The organism is Pseudomonas sp. MPB26, from assembly GCF_046605355.1.
GTDB classification, from domain to species: Bacteria; Pseudomonadota; Gammaproteobacteria; order Pseudomonadales; family Pseudomonadaceae; genus Aquipseudomonas; species Aquipseudomonas cedrina.
In genome coordinates this window covers 3868850-3884679 of the sequence record NZ_CP176793.1, presented here as the reverse complement: position 1 = coordinate 3884679, position 15830 = coordinate 3868850, and the positions used below count along the sequence as shown (strand labels likewise).

The following is a 15830-nucleotide window of genomic DNA, read 5'->3' as shown; positions in this document are numbered from 1 at the left end:
ACAGGGTAAATGGCTATGCGCCTTATAACTTATCGATCTAAAACTCCACCAATTGGCGTGGGTCAGTTTCTGGGTACGCGCCCTTTTGGCGCATTAAGTCACCACTCTCCCCAACGGAAAAACCGGTAAGGAATTTATGTGCGGATTAGCTGGCGAGTTACGTTTCGATGCCCAACCTGCCGACCTGGCAGCCATTGAGCGCATCACCCATCACCTGGCCCCCCGTGGGCCCGACGCCTGGGGCTTCCATGCCCAAGGGCCGATTGCCTTGGGCCATCGACGCCTGAAAATCATGGACCTGTCGGATGGCTCGGCCCAGCCGATGATCGATGCGCAGCTGGGCCTTTCCCTGGCGTTCAACGGCGCGATTTACAACTTCCCGGAATTGCGCCAAGAGCTGGAAGCCCTGGGCTATGCCTTCTATTCCGGCGGCGACACCGAAGTGCTGCTCAAGGGCTACCACGCCTGGGGCGAAGCGCTGCTGCCCAAGCTCAACGGCATGTTTGCCTTTGCCATCTGGGAGCGTGACGCCCAGCGCCTGTTCATCGCACGCGACCGTCTCGGCGTGAAACCGCTGTACCTGTCGCGCACCGGCCAGCGTCTGCGCTTCGCTTCGGCGTTGCCGGCGCTGCTCAAAGGCGGCGATATCAACCCGATCCTCGACCCGGTGGCGCTCAACCACTACCTGAACTTCCATGCGGTGGTGCCCGCGCCGCGCACCTTGCTGGCAGGCATCGAAAAGCTGCCGCCCGCGAGCTGGATGCGCATCGAGGCCAACGGCAAGACCGAGCAGAAAACCTGGTGGACCCTGCCTTACGGTCCCCATGAAGATGAAAAAAACCTGAGCCTGGAAGACTGGACCGACCGCGTCCTCGACAGCACCCGCGAAGCCGTGGCCATCCGCCAACGCGCCGCCGTGGACGTCGGTGTGCTGCTGTCCGGCGGTGTCGATTCGAGCATGCTCGTCGGCCTGCTGCGCGAAGTCGGCGTGCAGGATCTGTCGACCTTTTCCATCGGCTTTGAAGACGCCGGCGGCGAACGTGGCGACGAATTCCAGTACTCCGACCTGATCGCCAAGCACTACGGCACCCGTCATCATCAACTGCGCATCGCCGAAAGCGAGATCATCGAGCAACTGCCGGCTGCATTCCGTGCCATGAGTGAGCCGATGGTCAGCCACGACTGCATCGCCTTCTACCTGCTGTCGCGGGAAGTGGCCAAGCACTGCAAAGTGGTCCAGAGCGGCCAGGGCGCCGACGAACTGTTTGCCGGCTACCACTGGTACCCGCAGGTGGACGGCGCGAGCGATCCCTACGCCGCCTACCGCGATGCGTTCTTTGATCGCAGCTACGACGACTACGCCGCCACGGTCGCGCCGAAATGGCTGACGGCCAATGACGCCGCCGGTGACTTCGTGCGCGAGCATTTCGCCATGCCGGGCGCGGAGGCCGCGGTAGACAAGGCCTTGCGCCTGGACAGCACGGTGATGCTGGTGGACGACCCGGTCAAGCGCGTCGACAACATGACCATGGCCTGGGGCCTGGAAGCGCGTACGCCGTTCCTGGACTACCGCCTGGTGGAGCTGTCGGCCCGTGTGCCGGGCAAGTTCAAACTGCCCGACGGTGGCAAGCAGGTGTTGAAAGAAGCCGCGCGCCGGGTGATTCCGAGCGAGGTCATCGACCGCAAGAAAGGCTATTTCCCGGTGCCCGGCCTCAAGCATCTGCAAGGCGACACCTTGAATTGGGTACGTGAGCTGTTGCTGGACCCGAGCCAGGATCGCGGCCTGTTCAATGCCAGCGCGCTCGACCGCCTGCTCACCGACCCACATGGCCAACTGACCCCATTGCGCGGCTCCAAGCTCTGGCAGTTGGCAGCGCTGAACCTGTGGCTCAGCGAACAAGGAATCTGATTGATGAAACCCCACTCAGCGGCCTACAGCCAACGCTTGCTCAAGGGCCAGGCGCCCACCTACGAACGCCTGCAAGCACGACTGGCCGAAGATGGCAGCCCACTGGCCGCCGACTCGATCGCGGTGCATTGCGGCTGGGGCCGCTTGTTGATCGGCCACACCTTCCCCGAGCCCGCGAGCCTGGCCCAGGAGTTGCTCAACGAGCGCCCCGGAGAACGTGATATCGCACTGTACGTGGCCGCGCCCCAGCAGATCCTCGGGATCGATCCCCAGCAGTTGTTTCTCGACCCTTCGGACACCTTGCGCCTGTGGTTCAGCGATTATCGCCCGGCGACCCGGGTGTTTCGCGGGTTCCGTATTCGCCGCGTACAGTCCGAAGCCGACTGGGCAGCGGTGAACCGCCTCTATCAGGGGCGCGGCATGTTGCCGGTTGACCCTGAGCGCCTCACCCCCCGGCATCAAGGTGGCCCGGTGTACTGGCTGGCCGAAGACGAAGACAGCGGCGCGGTGATCGGCAGCGTCATGGGCCTCAATCACCAAAAAGCGTTTCACGATCCGGAGCACGGTTGCAGCCTGTGGTGCCTGGCGGTCGACCCGCAGTGCACTCGCCCCGGCGTCGGCGAAGTGCTGGTGCGCCACCTGGTCGAACACTTCATGAGTCGCGGCCTGAGCTACCTGGACTTGTCGGTGCTGCACGATAACCGCCAGGCCAAGAACCTCTATGCCAAGCTGGGTTTTCGCGCGCTGACCACCTTTGCGATCAAGCGCAAGAACGGCATCAACCAGCCGCTGTTCCTCGGGCCCGGACCCCAGGCGGGGCTCAACCCGTATGCACGGATCATTGTCGAAGAGGCCCATCGACGCGGGATTGACGTGCACGTGGACGACGCCGACGCGGGCCTGTTCACCCTCAGCCATGGCGGGCGTCGCGTGCGTTGCCGTGAATCCTTGAGCGACCTGACCAGCGCCATCAGCATGACCTTGTGCCAGGACAAGAGCCTGACTCATAAGGTATTGAAGGCGGCCGGCTTGAAACTGCCGTCGCAACAATTGGCGGGTAGCCCCGATGACAACCTGGAGTTCCTCGACGAGCACCAGCGCATCGTGGTCAAGCCGCTGGATGGCGAGCAAGGCCAGGGCGTCGCGGTGGATTTGCAGAGCATCGAAGAAGTGCAGCAGGCGATTGAAGTGGCACGGCAGTTCGACAGCCGCGTGCTGCTGGAAAGTTTTCACGAAGGCCTGGACCTGCGCATCCTGGTGATCGGTTTTGAAGTGGTCGCCGCCGCGATTCGCCGCCCCGCCGAAGTGACGGGTGACGGCCAGCACTCCATCGGTGCCTTGATCGAGGCCCAAAGCCGCCGGCGTCAGGCCGCCACCGACGGTGAGAGCAAAATCCCCCTGGATGGCGAGACCGAACGCACCCTCAAAGCCGCCGGTTACGACTACAGCAGCATCCTCCCGCGTGGCCAGACCCTGGCCGTGCGCCGCACCGCCAACCTGCACACCGGCGGTTGCCTGGAAGACGTCACTGCGGTTTTGCACCCGACGCTGGTGGACGCCGCCGTCCGCGCTGCCCGCGCCCTGGACATCCCCATGGTGGGCCTGGACCTGCTGGTGCCCGCCGCCGACCAACCCGAGTACGTGTTCATCGAAGCCAACGAACGGGCCGGCCTGGCCAACCATGAACCGCAACCCACTGCGGAGCGGTTTGTGGATTTGTTGTTTCCCCACAGTCAACCGACGGCTTGAGCGCAGAGTCGCCCGTGCCGGCCTCTTCGCGAGCAAGCCCGCTCCCATACTTGAAATGCATTCCACATGTGGGAGCGGGCTTGCTCGCGAAGGCGTCATAACAGGCGACTGCATCCTTGAGCCGGACACTTCAGTAGGAGTTTCCATGAGCCGAACCATCCCCGAACCAGACCTTAACTACCTGCAAAAAGTACTGCTGGAAATGCTCGCCATCCCCAGCCCCACCGGGTTCACAGACACCATCGTGCGCTACGTCGCCGAGCGCCTGGAAGAGCTGGGCATTCCCTTTGAAATGACCCGGCGCGGCACCATCCGCGCCACCCTCAAGGGCCAGAAGAACAGCCCCGACCGCGCGGTGTCCGCGCACTTGGACACCATCGGCGCCGCCGTGCGGGCGATCAAGGATAACGGTCGCCTGACACTGGCGCCGGTAGGCTGCTGGTCGAGCCGGTTTGCCGAAGGCAGCCGCGTCAGCCTGTTTACCGATAACGGCGTGATCCGCGGCAGCGTGTTGCCGTTGATGGCTTCCGGGCATGCGTTTAACACCGCCGTGGATGAAATGCCGGTGAGCTGGGACCACGTGGAGCTGCGCCTGGACGCCTATTGCGCGACCCGCGCCGATTGCGATGCCCTGGGGGTCGGCATCGGTGACTATGTGGCGTTCGACCCGTTGCCGGAGTTCACCGAGAGCGGGCACATCAGCGCGCGCCACCTGGACGACAAAGCCGGCGTCGCCGCCCTGCTCGCCGCGCTCAAGGCGATTATCGACAGTGGCGAACCCTTGCTGATCGACTGCCACCCGTTGTTCACCATCACCGAGGAAACCGGCAGTGGCGCAGCGGGCGCCCTGCCTTGGGACGTCAGCGAGTTTGTCGGTATCGATATCGCGCCGGTCGCCCCTGGCCAACATTCCAGCGAGCATGCGGTGAGCGTAGCGATGCAGGATTCCGGCGGGCCGTATGACTATCACCTGTCGCGGCACTTGCTGCGCCTGGCGGCGGATAACGAGCTGCCGGTGCGCCGCGACATGTTCCGCTACTACTTCAGTGACGCCCACTCGGCCGTGACCGCCGGCCACGATATCCGCACCGCCCTGCTGGCGTTCGGGTGCGACGCGACCCACGGCTACGAGCGCACGCACATCGACAGCCTGGCGGCGCTGAGTCGCCTGCTGGGCGCCTACATACTCAGCCCACCCGTGTTCGCCAGCGATGCGCAACCTGCCCAGGGCTCCCTGGATCGGTTCAGTCATCAGATCGAGCATGAGACGCAGATGGAGAGCGACACACGGGTGCCGTCGGTGGACAGCCTGGTCGGCAACAAGTCGTGATACTGGCAACTGCGGTCCCGGCGCAGTAGCATCGCCGGGATCCATCACCCGAGGCTTGTATGCTGATTCCCTACGACGCACTTGAAGTCGACACCCTGACCCGCCTCATCGAAGACTTCGTGACCCGTGACGGCACCGACAACGGCGACGACACGCCCCTGGAAACCCGCGTGCTGCGCGTACGCCAGGCGTTGACCAAGGGCCAGGCGCTGATCGTGTTCGACCCGGAGAGCGAGCAATGCCAGTTGATGCTCAAGCACGACGTGCCCAAGCATCTGTTTGACTGAGGGGTTCACATAACTGTGTAGTGAGCGGGCTTGCCCGCGCTGGGTGGCGAAGCCGCCCCAATCGGACCGCCGCGGTGTGTCAGGTAAAAATCGGGGCGCTTGGTTTTGGGGCGGCTTCGCCACCCAGCGCGGGCGGTGCGACGATTCGACAAGCCCGCTCACTACAGAGATTTGTGTGGAGGCCTGTTATGGGGTGGGAGCCGCTTGGAGCTCTGCGGCTTGGCGTTTGAGGATTTTGTGGTACACCTCCGCGCGATGAACCTGCACCCCGGCCGGCGCTTCAACGCCTATTTTCACCTGGGTACCGTTCAACTCGAGGATGCGCACGGTGATGTCATCGCCGATGGCGATGGCTTCGCCTACAGTGCGGCTTAAGACCAGCATGGCGGTTGTCCTTTTGGAATGTCAGGACCTCGACCATGCGCGCTGGCTGTGAAGTCATCAATGACTTGCAGCAAAATCAGGCACCACCTACATACCCAGGTAACTTGCCTGACAGACTACTACTAGGTCAGCCCCTGACCGCCTGCGCCTTGGCGCGCATCTTGTCGGCCATGGTAGTCATCTCGTCATACAGCAACTGCGGGTTCTTCTGCTTCAAGGCCCAGGCCATGCGCCCTTGTTCGTGGGGCAGGATCATGAACTCGCCGGCTGCGACGCGCTGGTAAATGTAATCGGCAATCTGCGCCGCCGTGATCGGCGAACTCTCCAGCAACTTACCCACCTGAGCCTTCATCGCCGGGGTCGGCCCACGGAAGGAGTCCAGCAGGTTGGTCTGGAAGAACGATGGGCACACCACATGCACCCCGACTTCCTGCTGCTTGAGTTCCACCAGCAGGCTTTCGGAGAGTGCCACCACACCGGCCTTGGCCACATTGTAGTTGCTCATGGCGGGCCCCTGCATCAGCGCGGCCATGGACGCGATGTTGATGATGCGTCCCTTGCTCTTTTCCAACAGTGGCAGGAATGCCTTGCACCCTTTGACGACGCCCATCAGGTTGATTGCGATTTGCCAGTCCCAGTCTTCCAGGGACAGTTCGGCGAAGAACCCACCCGAGGCCACGCCGGCATTGTTGACGATCACATCAATGCCACCCAGTTTCTCCTCGCAGGCCTGGGCAAACGCCGTGAGCTGGCTGTAGTCACGCACATCGCAGCGTTGGGTAAAACCATCGCCGCCCACCTCGCGCACCTGCTTGAGGGTTTCCTGCAGGCCGGACTCGCTGACGTCCGACAAGGCCAGCTGCCAGCCTTCGCGGGCCCAGCGCAGAGCGATTTCACGACCCAGGCCGGACCCGGCGCCAGTGATCATCATGCGATTTTGCATAGGAAGTAGCCTTGTGGTTCACGGAAGAAGTGAACGCCAGTGTAGCGAAGGTTGTTACTGGCCCCATCCACCATCAGAGTGATGAATGCCCCTGGCAAACCGCCGGCCGGGTCGCAGAGTTGCGTATAGCCTAAGTTCACTTTTTTTCAACTAACGAGGCGTATTTGCGACTGCATTAAAAGAAATAGGCAAGTGCGCGAAATGCTTTAAAAAAATACTGAATTTTTCGTGAAGCGCATGAGTCGGAGTTGTTAAGGCGTCCGTTCAAGCTGTCGGGCCTATTGCTGAATAAACCGGTCTTTGCAGAAAGCCAATAAGGAAGAAAAACCATGAGCCTCATCCTGATCATTATCTTGATCCTCCTGCTGGTCGGTGGTCTGCCAGTATTCCCTCACTCGCGTAACTGGGGTTATGGCCCGTCGGGTATCCTGGGTGTCGTGTTGGTGGTACTGCTGGTGTTGTTGTTGCTCGGCAAGATATAAACGCCGCACCCTGTAGGAGCGAGCTTGCTCGCGAAAAACGTCAACGATAACGCGTTCAGGCTGGATAAATGCGGTGCCGGCGAGTTCTTCGCGAGCAAGCTCGCTCCTACAGTAAAAAGAGCAAAAAAAGAGGCCTTGAAAAAGGCCTCTTTTTTATTGCCGGTCAATCAGTCCGGCTTGCCGTCAACCACGCCGGCGGTGTTATCCAACAAGCTCTTGGTCGCTGTTTGCAGGAACGATTCAAGTTTCTGTCTTAATGCACCTTCGTCGGGCGACTCCGCAATCACCTTGCCGGTCGGATTGGCGCCCAGCTCGTATTGCCAAAGCTTGGGTGGCATTTCCTTGGGCAATACGAGGATGCGATCGCCGGTGACCAACGCAACCGTCTGATCGCTGCCCGACGGCTTGATCACACCAAACCCCTTGTCGCCTTCCGGCAGGTTCAGCAGGTCGCGGCCCCAGCATTGGTGCAGGGCTTCGCCACCCAGGCGGCCCATGATGGTCGGTACGATGTCGATCTGGGTGCCGACGGTGTGATCACGCTCGCCGAACTTCTCCTGCATCCCCGGTGCGATCATCAACATCGGTACGTTGAAGCGGCCCAGGTCCATCTCGGTGATCTGCTGCTCGTTGCCAAAGCCGTGGTCGCCGACAATCACGAACAGGGTTTCCTTGAAATACGGCTCCTTGCGGGCCTTTTCAAAGAACTGGCCCAGGGCCCAGTCGGAATAGCGCATCGCGGTCAAATGCTCGTCCAGGCTGCCACGCCCCGTGACCTTCTCCACCGGCAATGGCGTCGGCAAGGCATACGGCGTGTGGTTGGACAGGGTTTGCAGCAAGGCATAGAACGGTTTGCCGCCTTCACGGGCCTTCAGCTCTTGCAGGCCACGGTTGAACATGTCCTGATCGGAAACGCCCCACGTCGGGTCGGAGAACACCGGGTCGACGAAATCGTTGCGACCGATGAAGTTGGTCATGCCCTGGTTGCTGAAGAACCCGGACTGGTTGTCCCAGGCGAAGTCGCCATTGTAGACATACACATCGTCAAACTTGCGCGCGCTGAGCAACTGCGGCAGGCCCGACAGCTTGTGGCTGCCTTCCGGCGTCTGCATCAGGTATTCGAACGCCGGCAGGTTCGGGAAGCACGCCATGGTGGCGAACATCCCTTGGTGCGTGTGGGTGCCGTTGGAGAAGAAGCGGTCGAACAGCAGGCCTTCCTTGGACAGTTTGTCGAAGTACGGCGTGATGTTTCCCGGACGGCCAAGGGCGCCTACCGAGTGCCCGGCAAAGCTTTCCATCAGGATCACGACGACGTTTTTGATCGGCAGGGTTTTCTCTGCCGGTGGCGTGAACTCGCGGCGCACGGCGGCGGTGTCGGTATCGACCAGCTTTTCCGTCGGCAGCACCAGCATGTCACGCACGGTCTGGGTCGCCAGCGGTTGTTCCAGCGTGGCTTTCCAGGTGTTGTCCCGGTGCTCGGAGAACCGTGCCTTGGCGGCGCCGACCAACGACAAGGTGCCGTTGAGGCCCAGCTGGTTGGCGAAGTTCGAATCGGTGGTGTAGACATCACCCCAACGCAGCGGAGGGCCCTGGCGCAGGGTGCCACGCGCGGCGACTACGGCGATCAACAGGCACACCACGAACACCGCGCTACGCATGTACCACGGTGCCACCGGGCGAGTGCCGATGCTGCCACCGCTGAACGGGCCGCGTGGGCGCGTCGCACGGTCGGCGCCCTTGAACGCGATGCTCAGGAGCAGCGTGCCCACGGCCCAGGCCAGCAGGTAGCGCACCACCGGAAAACCGTACCAGAGCATGCTCATCACGGTTTTCGGGTCTTCCTTCACATACTGGAACACCAGGCCGTTGAGGCGCTGGTGGAACTCGCGGTAGAAGTCCATTTCCATCAAGCCCAGGAACAGCGCGATGCTGGACACAACGGTCAACCACAAACGGAAGAACCCGCGCGCGGCCATCGCCCGTACGCTGAACAGTGCCAGCAGCAACGGAATGACCAGGTACACCACAAGGCGCAAGTCCAGGCGCAGGCCGTTGCCGAACGCTTCAAGGAAGGTCGAGGCCGGCGTGTCGAGGATCATTTCGCGGTTGTAGACCAGCAGCGCCAGGCGCAGCAGGGAAAACATCACCATCATGACCAGCGCGCAAAGCAGCGTGTACGCCAGATGGGATTTGACGGTCGGTTGCAGCAGGCGATTTGAAGCACGCTGCTGATTCAGGGCATCCGGGTTTGCCATGTCGTTTTAGGACCCATTGGAAGTTTAAGTTGCGAAATATTGCAGCGGCATCCTGCCCACGCCCAAGCGTGTAGGAACGGGGGGCTAGCGCTTTGGCGCAAATGGTGCCCGATCAATGCCATCAACGCTATTGATTACTGAGGAAAAACCGTGTTTTTGACGCTTTTCCCCGGCAAGTGACAGAGGCGTCCTACAGGGAAGCGAAGCGAAGGGAATTGTCTAAAACGCTGTGTGAAAATTCTGTGTAGCGAATATTTCGATACAATTATCAAACCGTACCTAAAACAGATGTGGGAGCGGCGGTGCGACCGCCGCTCCCACATTTACTGAGCCCGCTCTAGATTGAAGTGCAATCAGATCCGCACGTTGCCCCGCGGCCCGGCAATCGCCCAGATGATCAAGCCCAGCACCGGCAGCAACAGGATCAGCAGGATCCAGAGCACCTTGGCGCCTGTGCTCGCGCCGCTTTTGAAGACGTTGATGATCGCCCAGATATCCAGCGCCAGGATGATCAGCCCGACCAAGCCATTAAAAGTGGAACCCATGGTGTCGCTCCTAAGTGAGGGCATGCACTTGTAGGATAGTCAGCCCTGGCAGGGGTTCCGTATTATTTCAGACGTGAACGGCGATCTTCAGCGCTTCCAGGGACGGCTCGCCCTTGATGCCGACTTCGGCGCACAACGCCAGCACCCGCGGCACGTCGTTGCCATAGACCAGCACGGCCTGGATCTCGTCATCCAGCGGTTGGCTGAAGTCGAGCAGCACGTAGCCGCCGTCTTGCGCGCTGAGGGCGCTCATCTGGACCTGGATGCGGTTCAGTGCAGTGAGGGCGTCGGTCTTGGCCAATTGCTTGGGCTTGAGGTTGAACGCGACACCCGGCCCGAACGACGCGACGATCTGCGCGAACAGATCGCCGTAGGTGTCGGCCTGGAACAGCACGGTGTCCGGCAGGCTGCCGACCACGATCCATTCGCCCAGCGGAATCGGGAAGGTGTCGTCGTAGTTGATGTCCGGGTTGGCCGCCAGAAACGCCGCAGGATCAGCATAGGCCTGGGCCGCTTCATCGGCGATACGCGCCACTTCGTCCTCACCCATGACGCCGGCGCTGATTTTGCTGATGAGTTCGACGAGGGCGGTTTTCATGGGCGTGGTCCTGTGGCGGGCTGGTTTTTAAGGGCGCGTAGCCTACACCAGTTTCTGCAACTGCGCCGCCGTATCCACAGCGCCCATGGTCTGCGCCGCCGCCAATGCAGTGGCGCCCTGGGCATCGGTAGCCTTAGGGTTGGCGCCCTGGCCGAGCAGGTAATCGACCATCTCCACGCGGTTGAACATCGCCGCCATCATCAATGCGGTGCGGCCATCGGAGGACGCGGCTTCGATCGGCGTGCCGCCTTCGATCAGCGCCTTGACCACCGGCAGGTTGCCCTTGAACGCCGCGCCAGCGATGGGCAACTGGTTCTTGTCGTTGGCAATCAGCGGGTCGGCCTTGAACTCAAGCAGCACTTTCACCGCATCGACATGGCCGTGGTAGGCCGCGAGCATCAGCAGGGTGTCGCCGTTATGGTTGCGAAAATTGGCCGGCAAACCCTTCGCCAGCAGCGCCGCAAGCATGGCAGCGTCGCCTTTGCGGGCTACGTCGAAGACCTGCTCGGCAAATTCGGCGGCTTCGTCATCGGTCATTTGTTTAGCTTGGTCTGACATGTGGGGCTCCTTGTGCAAGTACTGGATAGGCGCCAGTGTCGCGAGGGAGTTCCCACCTGTCATGGTTTTTTTGTGAAAAACCGCCATAGGCAGAATCAATAGCGGAACTGGCCGCCTTGAATCTGCGCGAGCAATTGCCCCGTCACGGGCACATAGCAGTCCGAACCCGGCAGCCAGGCGTAGACCGGGTCATTGCCCGCCTTTTCCGGGTCGAACGCCTCTTCCTTGAGCCGCACCTTCTGGTATTTGAAGGTGCCGGTGGTTTCCATCTTCACTTTGATCCGCAGGAACAACGGCACCGCATAGTGCGGCAACTGGCCATGGGCGAACTGCAACAATTCGCGCATGTCCAGGGCGGCCAGGGACTCGCTCGGAGTAATGGCGACCATGCCGGCACGGCCGTTGGTGTTGTCGATTTCCACGCCATAGGCCACGACTTCGGCAATTTGCGGATGTTGCAACAGGACGTTCTCTACTTCGGTAGTGGAGACATTTTCGCCCTTCCAGCGATAGGTATCGCCCAGGCGGTCGACAAATTGCGCATGTCCGAAGCCGATGCTGCGCACCAGATCGCCGGTATTGAAGTAGCGATCGCCCTTCTCGAACACGTCGGCGAGGATCACCTGGCGGTTCTTTTCGGGGTCGGTGTAGCCATCAAAGGGTGATTTTTCATCGATCCGGGCCAACAACAAACCCTGCCCGCCGGTGTGCACCTTGTGCATGAAGCCATCGTTGCCACGCAGCGGCTCGCCGCTGTCATGGGCGTAGTCGACCAGCGCCCAACGCTGCAGGCAAAAGCCGATGGTGTTGTCGAAATTGAGTACGTTGGTAAAACCGATATTGCCGTCGCTGGCGGCGTACAGCTCGCAAATATGATCCACGCCATAGCGTTGCTTGAACTGCGCCCACACGCCAGGGCGCAGGCCATTGCCGACCATCTTGGTCACGCGGTTGTCACGGTCGTTCGTACTGGTGGGCTGGTCGAGCAGGTAACGGCACAACTCACCAACGTAGCCGAGGGTGGTCGCCTTGAACCTGCGGGCATCGTCCCAGAACTGGCTGGCACTGAATTTCCGGCGGATGGCAAACCCCGACGCCCCGACAATTGCCGAGCCCCAGCACACACACAGGCCGGTGGCGTGGTACAGCGGCAGCGTGCAATAGAGGACGTCATCCGGGCCCATGTCCAGGGCGATGTTGCCGAAGCTGACAGCGGTCCTGGTCCAGCGACCGTGTTTCATGACGCCGGCCTTGGGCAAGCCCGTGGTGCCGGAGGTGTAGATATAGAAGCAAGGGTCGTTGAAGAACACCTGCGCGGTGCTGGCCGGGTTGTCCGCCGGGCTTTCGACGCTGGCGACCATCAGGTCGATGTAACCTTCGGGCAACGCACTGCCCTGTTGCTCGGCGACGAACCATGTGCGTTGCGCCTCGATCGCCACCTGGCTACGCACCGCATCATAAGCGGCCACCAATTCCTCCCCCACCACAATCGCCACCGGGCTCACCAGCTTCAGGCTGTGCACCAGCGCCGCCTGGGTTTGGGCCGTATTGAGCATGGCGCAGACGCCGCCCAGCTTGGCTACGGCCAGCACGTTCAATAGCAGTTCGGGACGGTTCTCGACAAACATCGCCACCACCTCGCCCTTGCGAATGCCCTGGGCGTGCAGGTGATGGGCGATACGGTTGGCGCATCGGTTCACTTCGCTGTAGCTGAGCACGCGGTCGGCGTACAGCAACGCGGTGCCATCCGGATTACGCAGCGTCGCCTGTTCAAAATGCCAGCCCAGGCCGCAGGGCTGCCCGGGATCGGTGATATTGGCCGCACGCATGCCGCGCACGACGCGTGGCAAGGCGCGCACAATGGCCGGCACCTTACGCAGCATCTTGCTCCAGGTGATCATGTCGTTTGGCGAGTGGTTCATGGGAACGTCCTTTTTCTTATTCTTCTTAAAACCTTGCAGGAAAGTACGTCAGCCCCTCTTAGGCTGTACACGCGGGATTTGAAAAGTTTTGTATCCCGATGAGCGAACACCACAGCAGGGAATTTAGCGACGAAAAGACAGTCTTTAGCAGTAAGCGCGCGACCATTCAGGCAGGACGAACAACGCAAAATGCAGGATGCATGATGGCCCTTCATGCAAATTGCACGAAATCGAAAATCCCATGATTTTTTAACTTGTTGTTTTATAAGAGATTTTTTATAAATCACAAGCTGGCACAATCACTGCACCTATCACTCCATGCTTGCCAACTTGAGCCAATGGAGCTGATAGACATGAGCCTGATCCAAGATAAATTCGCCTCAGTATTCTCCAACTACGACGTCACCACCCAGCCACGCCCCGACGGCGGCATCCTGTTGACCCTGCGTAACAGCGAAGGCAAACAGGTCAAGCGCTCGATCTCCTACCAGCAGTTGCACACTGCCGATCAGCTGACTTGGGTTATCAGTGCCATTCGCCGCGACCTGGCCGAACAAGCCAGCGATCTGCCGCAAATTTCGATGCTGCAAAGCCAGAACCGCTTTGCCCTGCCGACCTACCATTCGGCTTAAGACAGGCAACACCGAAAAGGGCCGCGACACCGTTGAGTGTCGCGGCCCTTTTTTTCATGCCTTCAGCACAGCCCTTGGCGCGCCGCTTCGTTCATCGCCTGCACGCGGTTGGTGACGTCCAGTTTGCAGTAGATATTGCGCAGGTGAAATTTCACTGTGGCTTCGGTCGTGGCGCGTATCTGGCTGATCTCCCAGACCGTCTTGCCTTCCGAGGCCCAGCGCAGGATCACCCGCTCTGCCGGCGTCAGCGGCTTGCCCAACAGGCTCAAACGCCGTCTGACCGCATTGGGCAATGAATACGGTGTTAGAAACGCTTCCTCTTGACCTCGCATTAAGTTCTCTCCCTTTTTAATGGCTGACGCTCCATCACCTTTCGGATTACTCCTATTGACAGGCGATATAAACGTTAAGGCCATAGAGAGTTACATAACGGACGGTAATCAAGCGTAAGCCCTGCAAGAAACAGCAACGCCTTACAGAAGTTTGGGTTTCTTCCCACAGCTACTTCCAACATGTGGGGATTGACGTTCCCGGTAGAGCGCGATTAATCGTCCAAGCCGGGAAAGCGCCGGGCAATATCGTCACCCGTGAAGGCAGGCACCCACCCTTGCGCGCTATTAAACAACCGCAACGCCACGAAGTGCGGGTTCTCTCCCATATCGAACCAGTGCGCCGTACCGGCCGGAATCACCAGCAGGTCGTTTTTCTCACAGCGCACGGCATACACGTAGTCGTCGATGTGCAGGGCAAACAAGCCTTGGCCTGCAATGAACAATCGCACGTCGTCTTCACTGTAGCGGCGCTCAGTCCGGAAACTGGCGCGTAGCTCGGCTTGCTGGGTGGGGTCGCCGGTGACGCGCAGCACCTCAACGCAGCTGTAGCCAAGCGCGTCGATCTGCGCCTGGCATGCCGCGATCAATTCGGCATCGCTGGCGCCCTGCTCAATCGGGCCGGGCTGCCAGCGCTCGAAACGCACACCGTGCTCGGCCAAGGTGGCGGCGATGTCATCGAAATGGGTCAGGACCTTATTGGGAGTGTCCGGTGCAGCGGCGGAGTAGACAGCGACATAACTCATTGAAGGGTTCCTTGGTTCTGCTCGTGCAATCGAAAACCGATGATAACGGCGGCCGCCAGGGCGGCGACGCTGGCGATGCTGAAGGTCAGGGTCGGTCCCAACAGGTGCCAACTGTAGCCTGAATACAGCGCGCCCAGCGCACCGCCGGTGCCGGCCAGGGCCGCGTACAGCGCCTGGCCCTGGCCTTGTTGTTTGTCGCCAAAACTGCGCTGCACAAAGGCAATCGCCGCAGCATGGAAGCTGCCGAACGTAGCCGCGTGCATTACCTGCGCCAGCAACAGCACCCAGAAAAACTCGGCAAACGCCCCCAGCAACAACCAGCGCAGCGCCGCCAGTAGGAAGCTGGCCAGCAGCACGCGGCGCACCGAAAAGCGCGAGAGAATGCGGCTCATGGCCAGGAACATCAGCACTTCCGCCACCACCCCCAGCGCCCACAGCAAGCCGATCACGCCACGGCTGTAGCCCAATTGTTCCAAGTGCAGGGTGAGAAAGGTGTAGTAAGGGCCGTGGCTCATTTGCATCAGCGCCACGCAAACGTAGAAGGCCAGCACGCCGGGGCTGCGCAATTGCTTGAGAAAGCCTTCGCCCGCCAGGCGATTGCCCTGGGTGGTCGGCTGCGCGTTCGGTACCCAAAGGCTGGCGCCGATGATGCCGGCCATGATCACCACGATCACCACCGGGTAGATATCCAGGCTCAGCCAGTCGAACAGGCGGCCCATGATCACCACGGTGAGGATGAAGCCAATCGAGCCCCACAGGCGGACCTGGCTGTAGCGCGCGGTCTGTGTTTGCAGATGGGCGAGGGTGATCACTTCGAACTGCGGCAGCACCGCATGCCAGAAGAACGCATGCAGCGCCATCACCAGCGCCAGCCAGGCGTAGGTTTGGCTGACGAAAATCAGTGAAAAACTCGCCAGGGTGCACACCGCGCCGAAGCGCACGATGGCCAGGCGCCGGCCCGTGTAGTCGCCCAGCCAGCCCCACAGGTTGGGCGCCACGCAGCGCATCAGCATGGGGATGGCCACGAGTTCGCCGATACGCGCGCTGGAGAACCCCAAGTGGTCGAAGTACAGCGCCAGGAACGGCGCGGTTGCGCCGAGCAGGGCGAAGTAGAACAGGTAGAAGCTGGAGAGGCGCCAATAGGGGAGCGTGGTCACCGCC

16 protein-coding genes are annotated in these 15830 nt (G+C 61.0%); 6 read left to right on the top strand and 10 right to left on the bottom strand.

Annotated elements, in window-relative coordinates; all coding sequences use genetic code 11:
- The first annotated feature begins 136 nt into the window (after nt 1-136).
- From ACLH0H_RS18005 to ACLH0H_RS17990, 4 genes are all read left to right on the top strand, one after another.
- Entirely contained in the window at nt 137-1909 is a 1773-nt protein-coding gene (locus tag ACLH0H_RS18005) for an N-acetylglutaminylglutamine amidotransferase (RefSeq protein ID WP_411379025.1), read from the top strand.
- A 3-nt stretch (nt 1910-1912) separates the two neighbouring features.
- A complete protein-coding gene (gene ngg / locus ACLH0H_RS18000; protein ID WP_411379024.1) occupies nt 1913-3658 on the top strand; it encodes an N-acetylglutaminylglutamine synthetase in 1746 nt (581 codons plus the stop codon).
- 145 nt (nt 3659-3803) lie between these two features.
- Nucleotides 3804-4988: an osmoprotectant NAGGN system M42 family peptidase gene (locus ACLH0H_RS17995; RefSeq protein ID WP_186692283.1), complete on the top strand. Its 1185-nt coding sequence runs from the start codon at nt 3804-3806 to the stop codon at nt 4986-4988.
- 59 nt (nt 4989-5047) lie between these two features.
- Nucleotides 5048-5275, top strand: coding sequence for a YheU family protein (locus ACLH0H_RS17990; RefSeq protein ID WP_003192759.1), 228 nt, complete (start codon nt 5048-5050; stop codon nt 5273-5275).
- 186 nt (nt 5276-5461) lie between these two features.
- Here the strand turns inward: ACLH0H_RS17990 and csrA are convergent, their stop codons facing one another.
- Together csrA and ACLH0H_RS17980 are read right to left on the bottom strand one after the other, a co-directional pair.
- Complete coding sequence (gene csrA / locus ACLH0H_RS17985; RefSeq protein ID WP_411379023.1) at nt 5462-5659, bottom strand: carbon storage regulator CsrA; 198 nt, start codon at nt 5657-5659, stop codon at nt 5462-5464.
- 127 nt (nt 5660-5786) lie between these two features.
- Entirely contained in the window at nt 5787-6602 is an 816-nt protein-coding gene (locus ACLH0H_RS17980) for an SDR family oxidoreductase (protein WP_411379022.1), read from the bottom strand.
- A 329-nt stretch (nt 6603-6931) separates the two neighbouring features.
- Here ACLH0H_RS17980 and ACLH0H_RS17975 point away from each other — a divergent pair, with 329 nt between their 5' ends.
- On the top strand, nt 6932-7084 hold the full coding sequence (locus ACLH0H_RS17975) for a DUF3309 family protein (RefSeq protein ID WP_003192767.1): 153 nt from the start codon (nt 6932-6934) through the stop codon (nt 7082-7084).
- A 167-nt stretch (nt 7085-7251) separates the two neighbouring features.
- Here ACLH0H_RS17975 and ACLH0H_RS17970 read toward each other — a convergent pair whose 3' ends face one another.
- The 5 genes from ACLH0H_RS17970 to ACLH0H_RS17950 all read right to left on the bottom strand — a co-directional run bounded on the left by ACLH0H_RS17970 (nt 7252) and on the right by ACLH0H_RS17950 (nt 12962).
- Nucleotides 7252-9339: an LTA synthase family protein gene (locus tag ACLH0H_RS17970; protein ID WP_411379021.1), complete on the bottom strand. Its 2088-nt coding sequence runs from the start codon at nt 9337-9339 to the stop codon at nt 7252-7254.
- Between the two features lie 353 nt (nt 9340-9692).
- On the bottom strand, nt 9693-9884 hold the full coding sequence (locus ACLH0H_RS17965; protein WP_076953069.1) for a PLDc N-terminal domain-containing protein: 192 nt from the start codon (nt 9882-9884) through the stop codon (nt 9693-9695).
- Nucleotides 9885-9951: 67 nt separating this feature from the next.
- Entirely contained in the window at nt 9952-10482 is a 531-nt protein-coding gene (locus tag ACLH0H_RS17960) for a hypothetical protein (protein WP_411379020.1), read from the bottom strand.
- A gap of 42 nt (nt 10483-10524) precedes the next feature.
- Complete coding sequence (locus tag ACLH0H_RS17955) at nt 10525-11040, bottom strand: ankyrin repeat domain-containing protein (RefSeq protein WP_411379019.1); 516 nt, start codon at nt 11038-11040, stop codon at nt 10525-10527.
- Between the two features lie 95 nt (nt 11041-11135).
- Entirely contained in the window at nt 11136-12962 is a 1827-nt protein-coding gene (locus tag ACLH0H_RS17950) for a long-chain-acyl-CoA synthetase (RefSeq protein ID WP_411379018.1), read from the bottom strand.
- A 353-nt stretch (nt 12963-13315) separates the two neighbouring features.
- Between ACLH0H_RS17950 and ACLH0H_RS17945 the strand changes: the two genes are divergently transcribed.
- Entirely contained in the window at nt 13316-13594 is a 279-nt protein-coding gene (locus tag ACLH0H_RS17945) for a DUF3509 domain-containing protein (RefSeq protein WP_010208870.1), read from the top strand.
- A 62-nt stretch (nt 13595-13656) separates the two neighbouring features.
- Here the strand turns inward: ACLH0H_RS17945 and ACLH0H_RS17940 are convergent, their stop codons facing one another.
- From ACLH0H_RS17940 to ACLH0H_RS17930, 3 genes are all read right to left on the bottom strand, one after another.
- Nucleotides 13657-13926, bottom strand: coding sequence for a response regulator transcription factor (locus ACLH0H_RS17940; RefSeq protein WP_411379017.1), 270 nt, complete (start codon nt 13924-13926; stop codon nt 13657-13659).
- A 212-nt stretch (nt 13927-14138) separates the two neighbouring features.
- Nucleotides 14139-14669, bottom strand: coding sequence for a 1,2-dihydroxy-3-keto-5-methylthiopentene dioxygenase (locus tag ACLH0H_RS17935; RefSeq protein WP_411379016.1), 531 nt, complete (start codon nt 14667-14669; stop codon nt 14139-14141).
- The gene (locus ACLH0H_RS17930; RefSeq protein ID WP_411379015.1) at nt 14666-15826 is read right to left on the bottom strand and encodes an MFS transporter; all 1161 of its coding nucleotides are present in this window, start codon (nt 15824-15826) and stop codon (nt 14666-14668) included. Before ACLH0H_RS17930 ends, ACLH0H_RS17935 begins: the two co-directional genes overlap by 4 nt.
- Between the last annotated feature and the right edge of the window lie 4 nt (nt 15827-15830).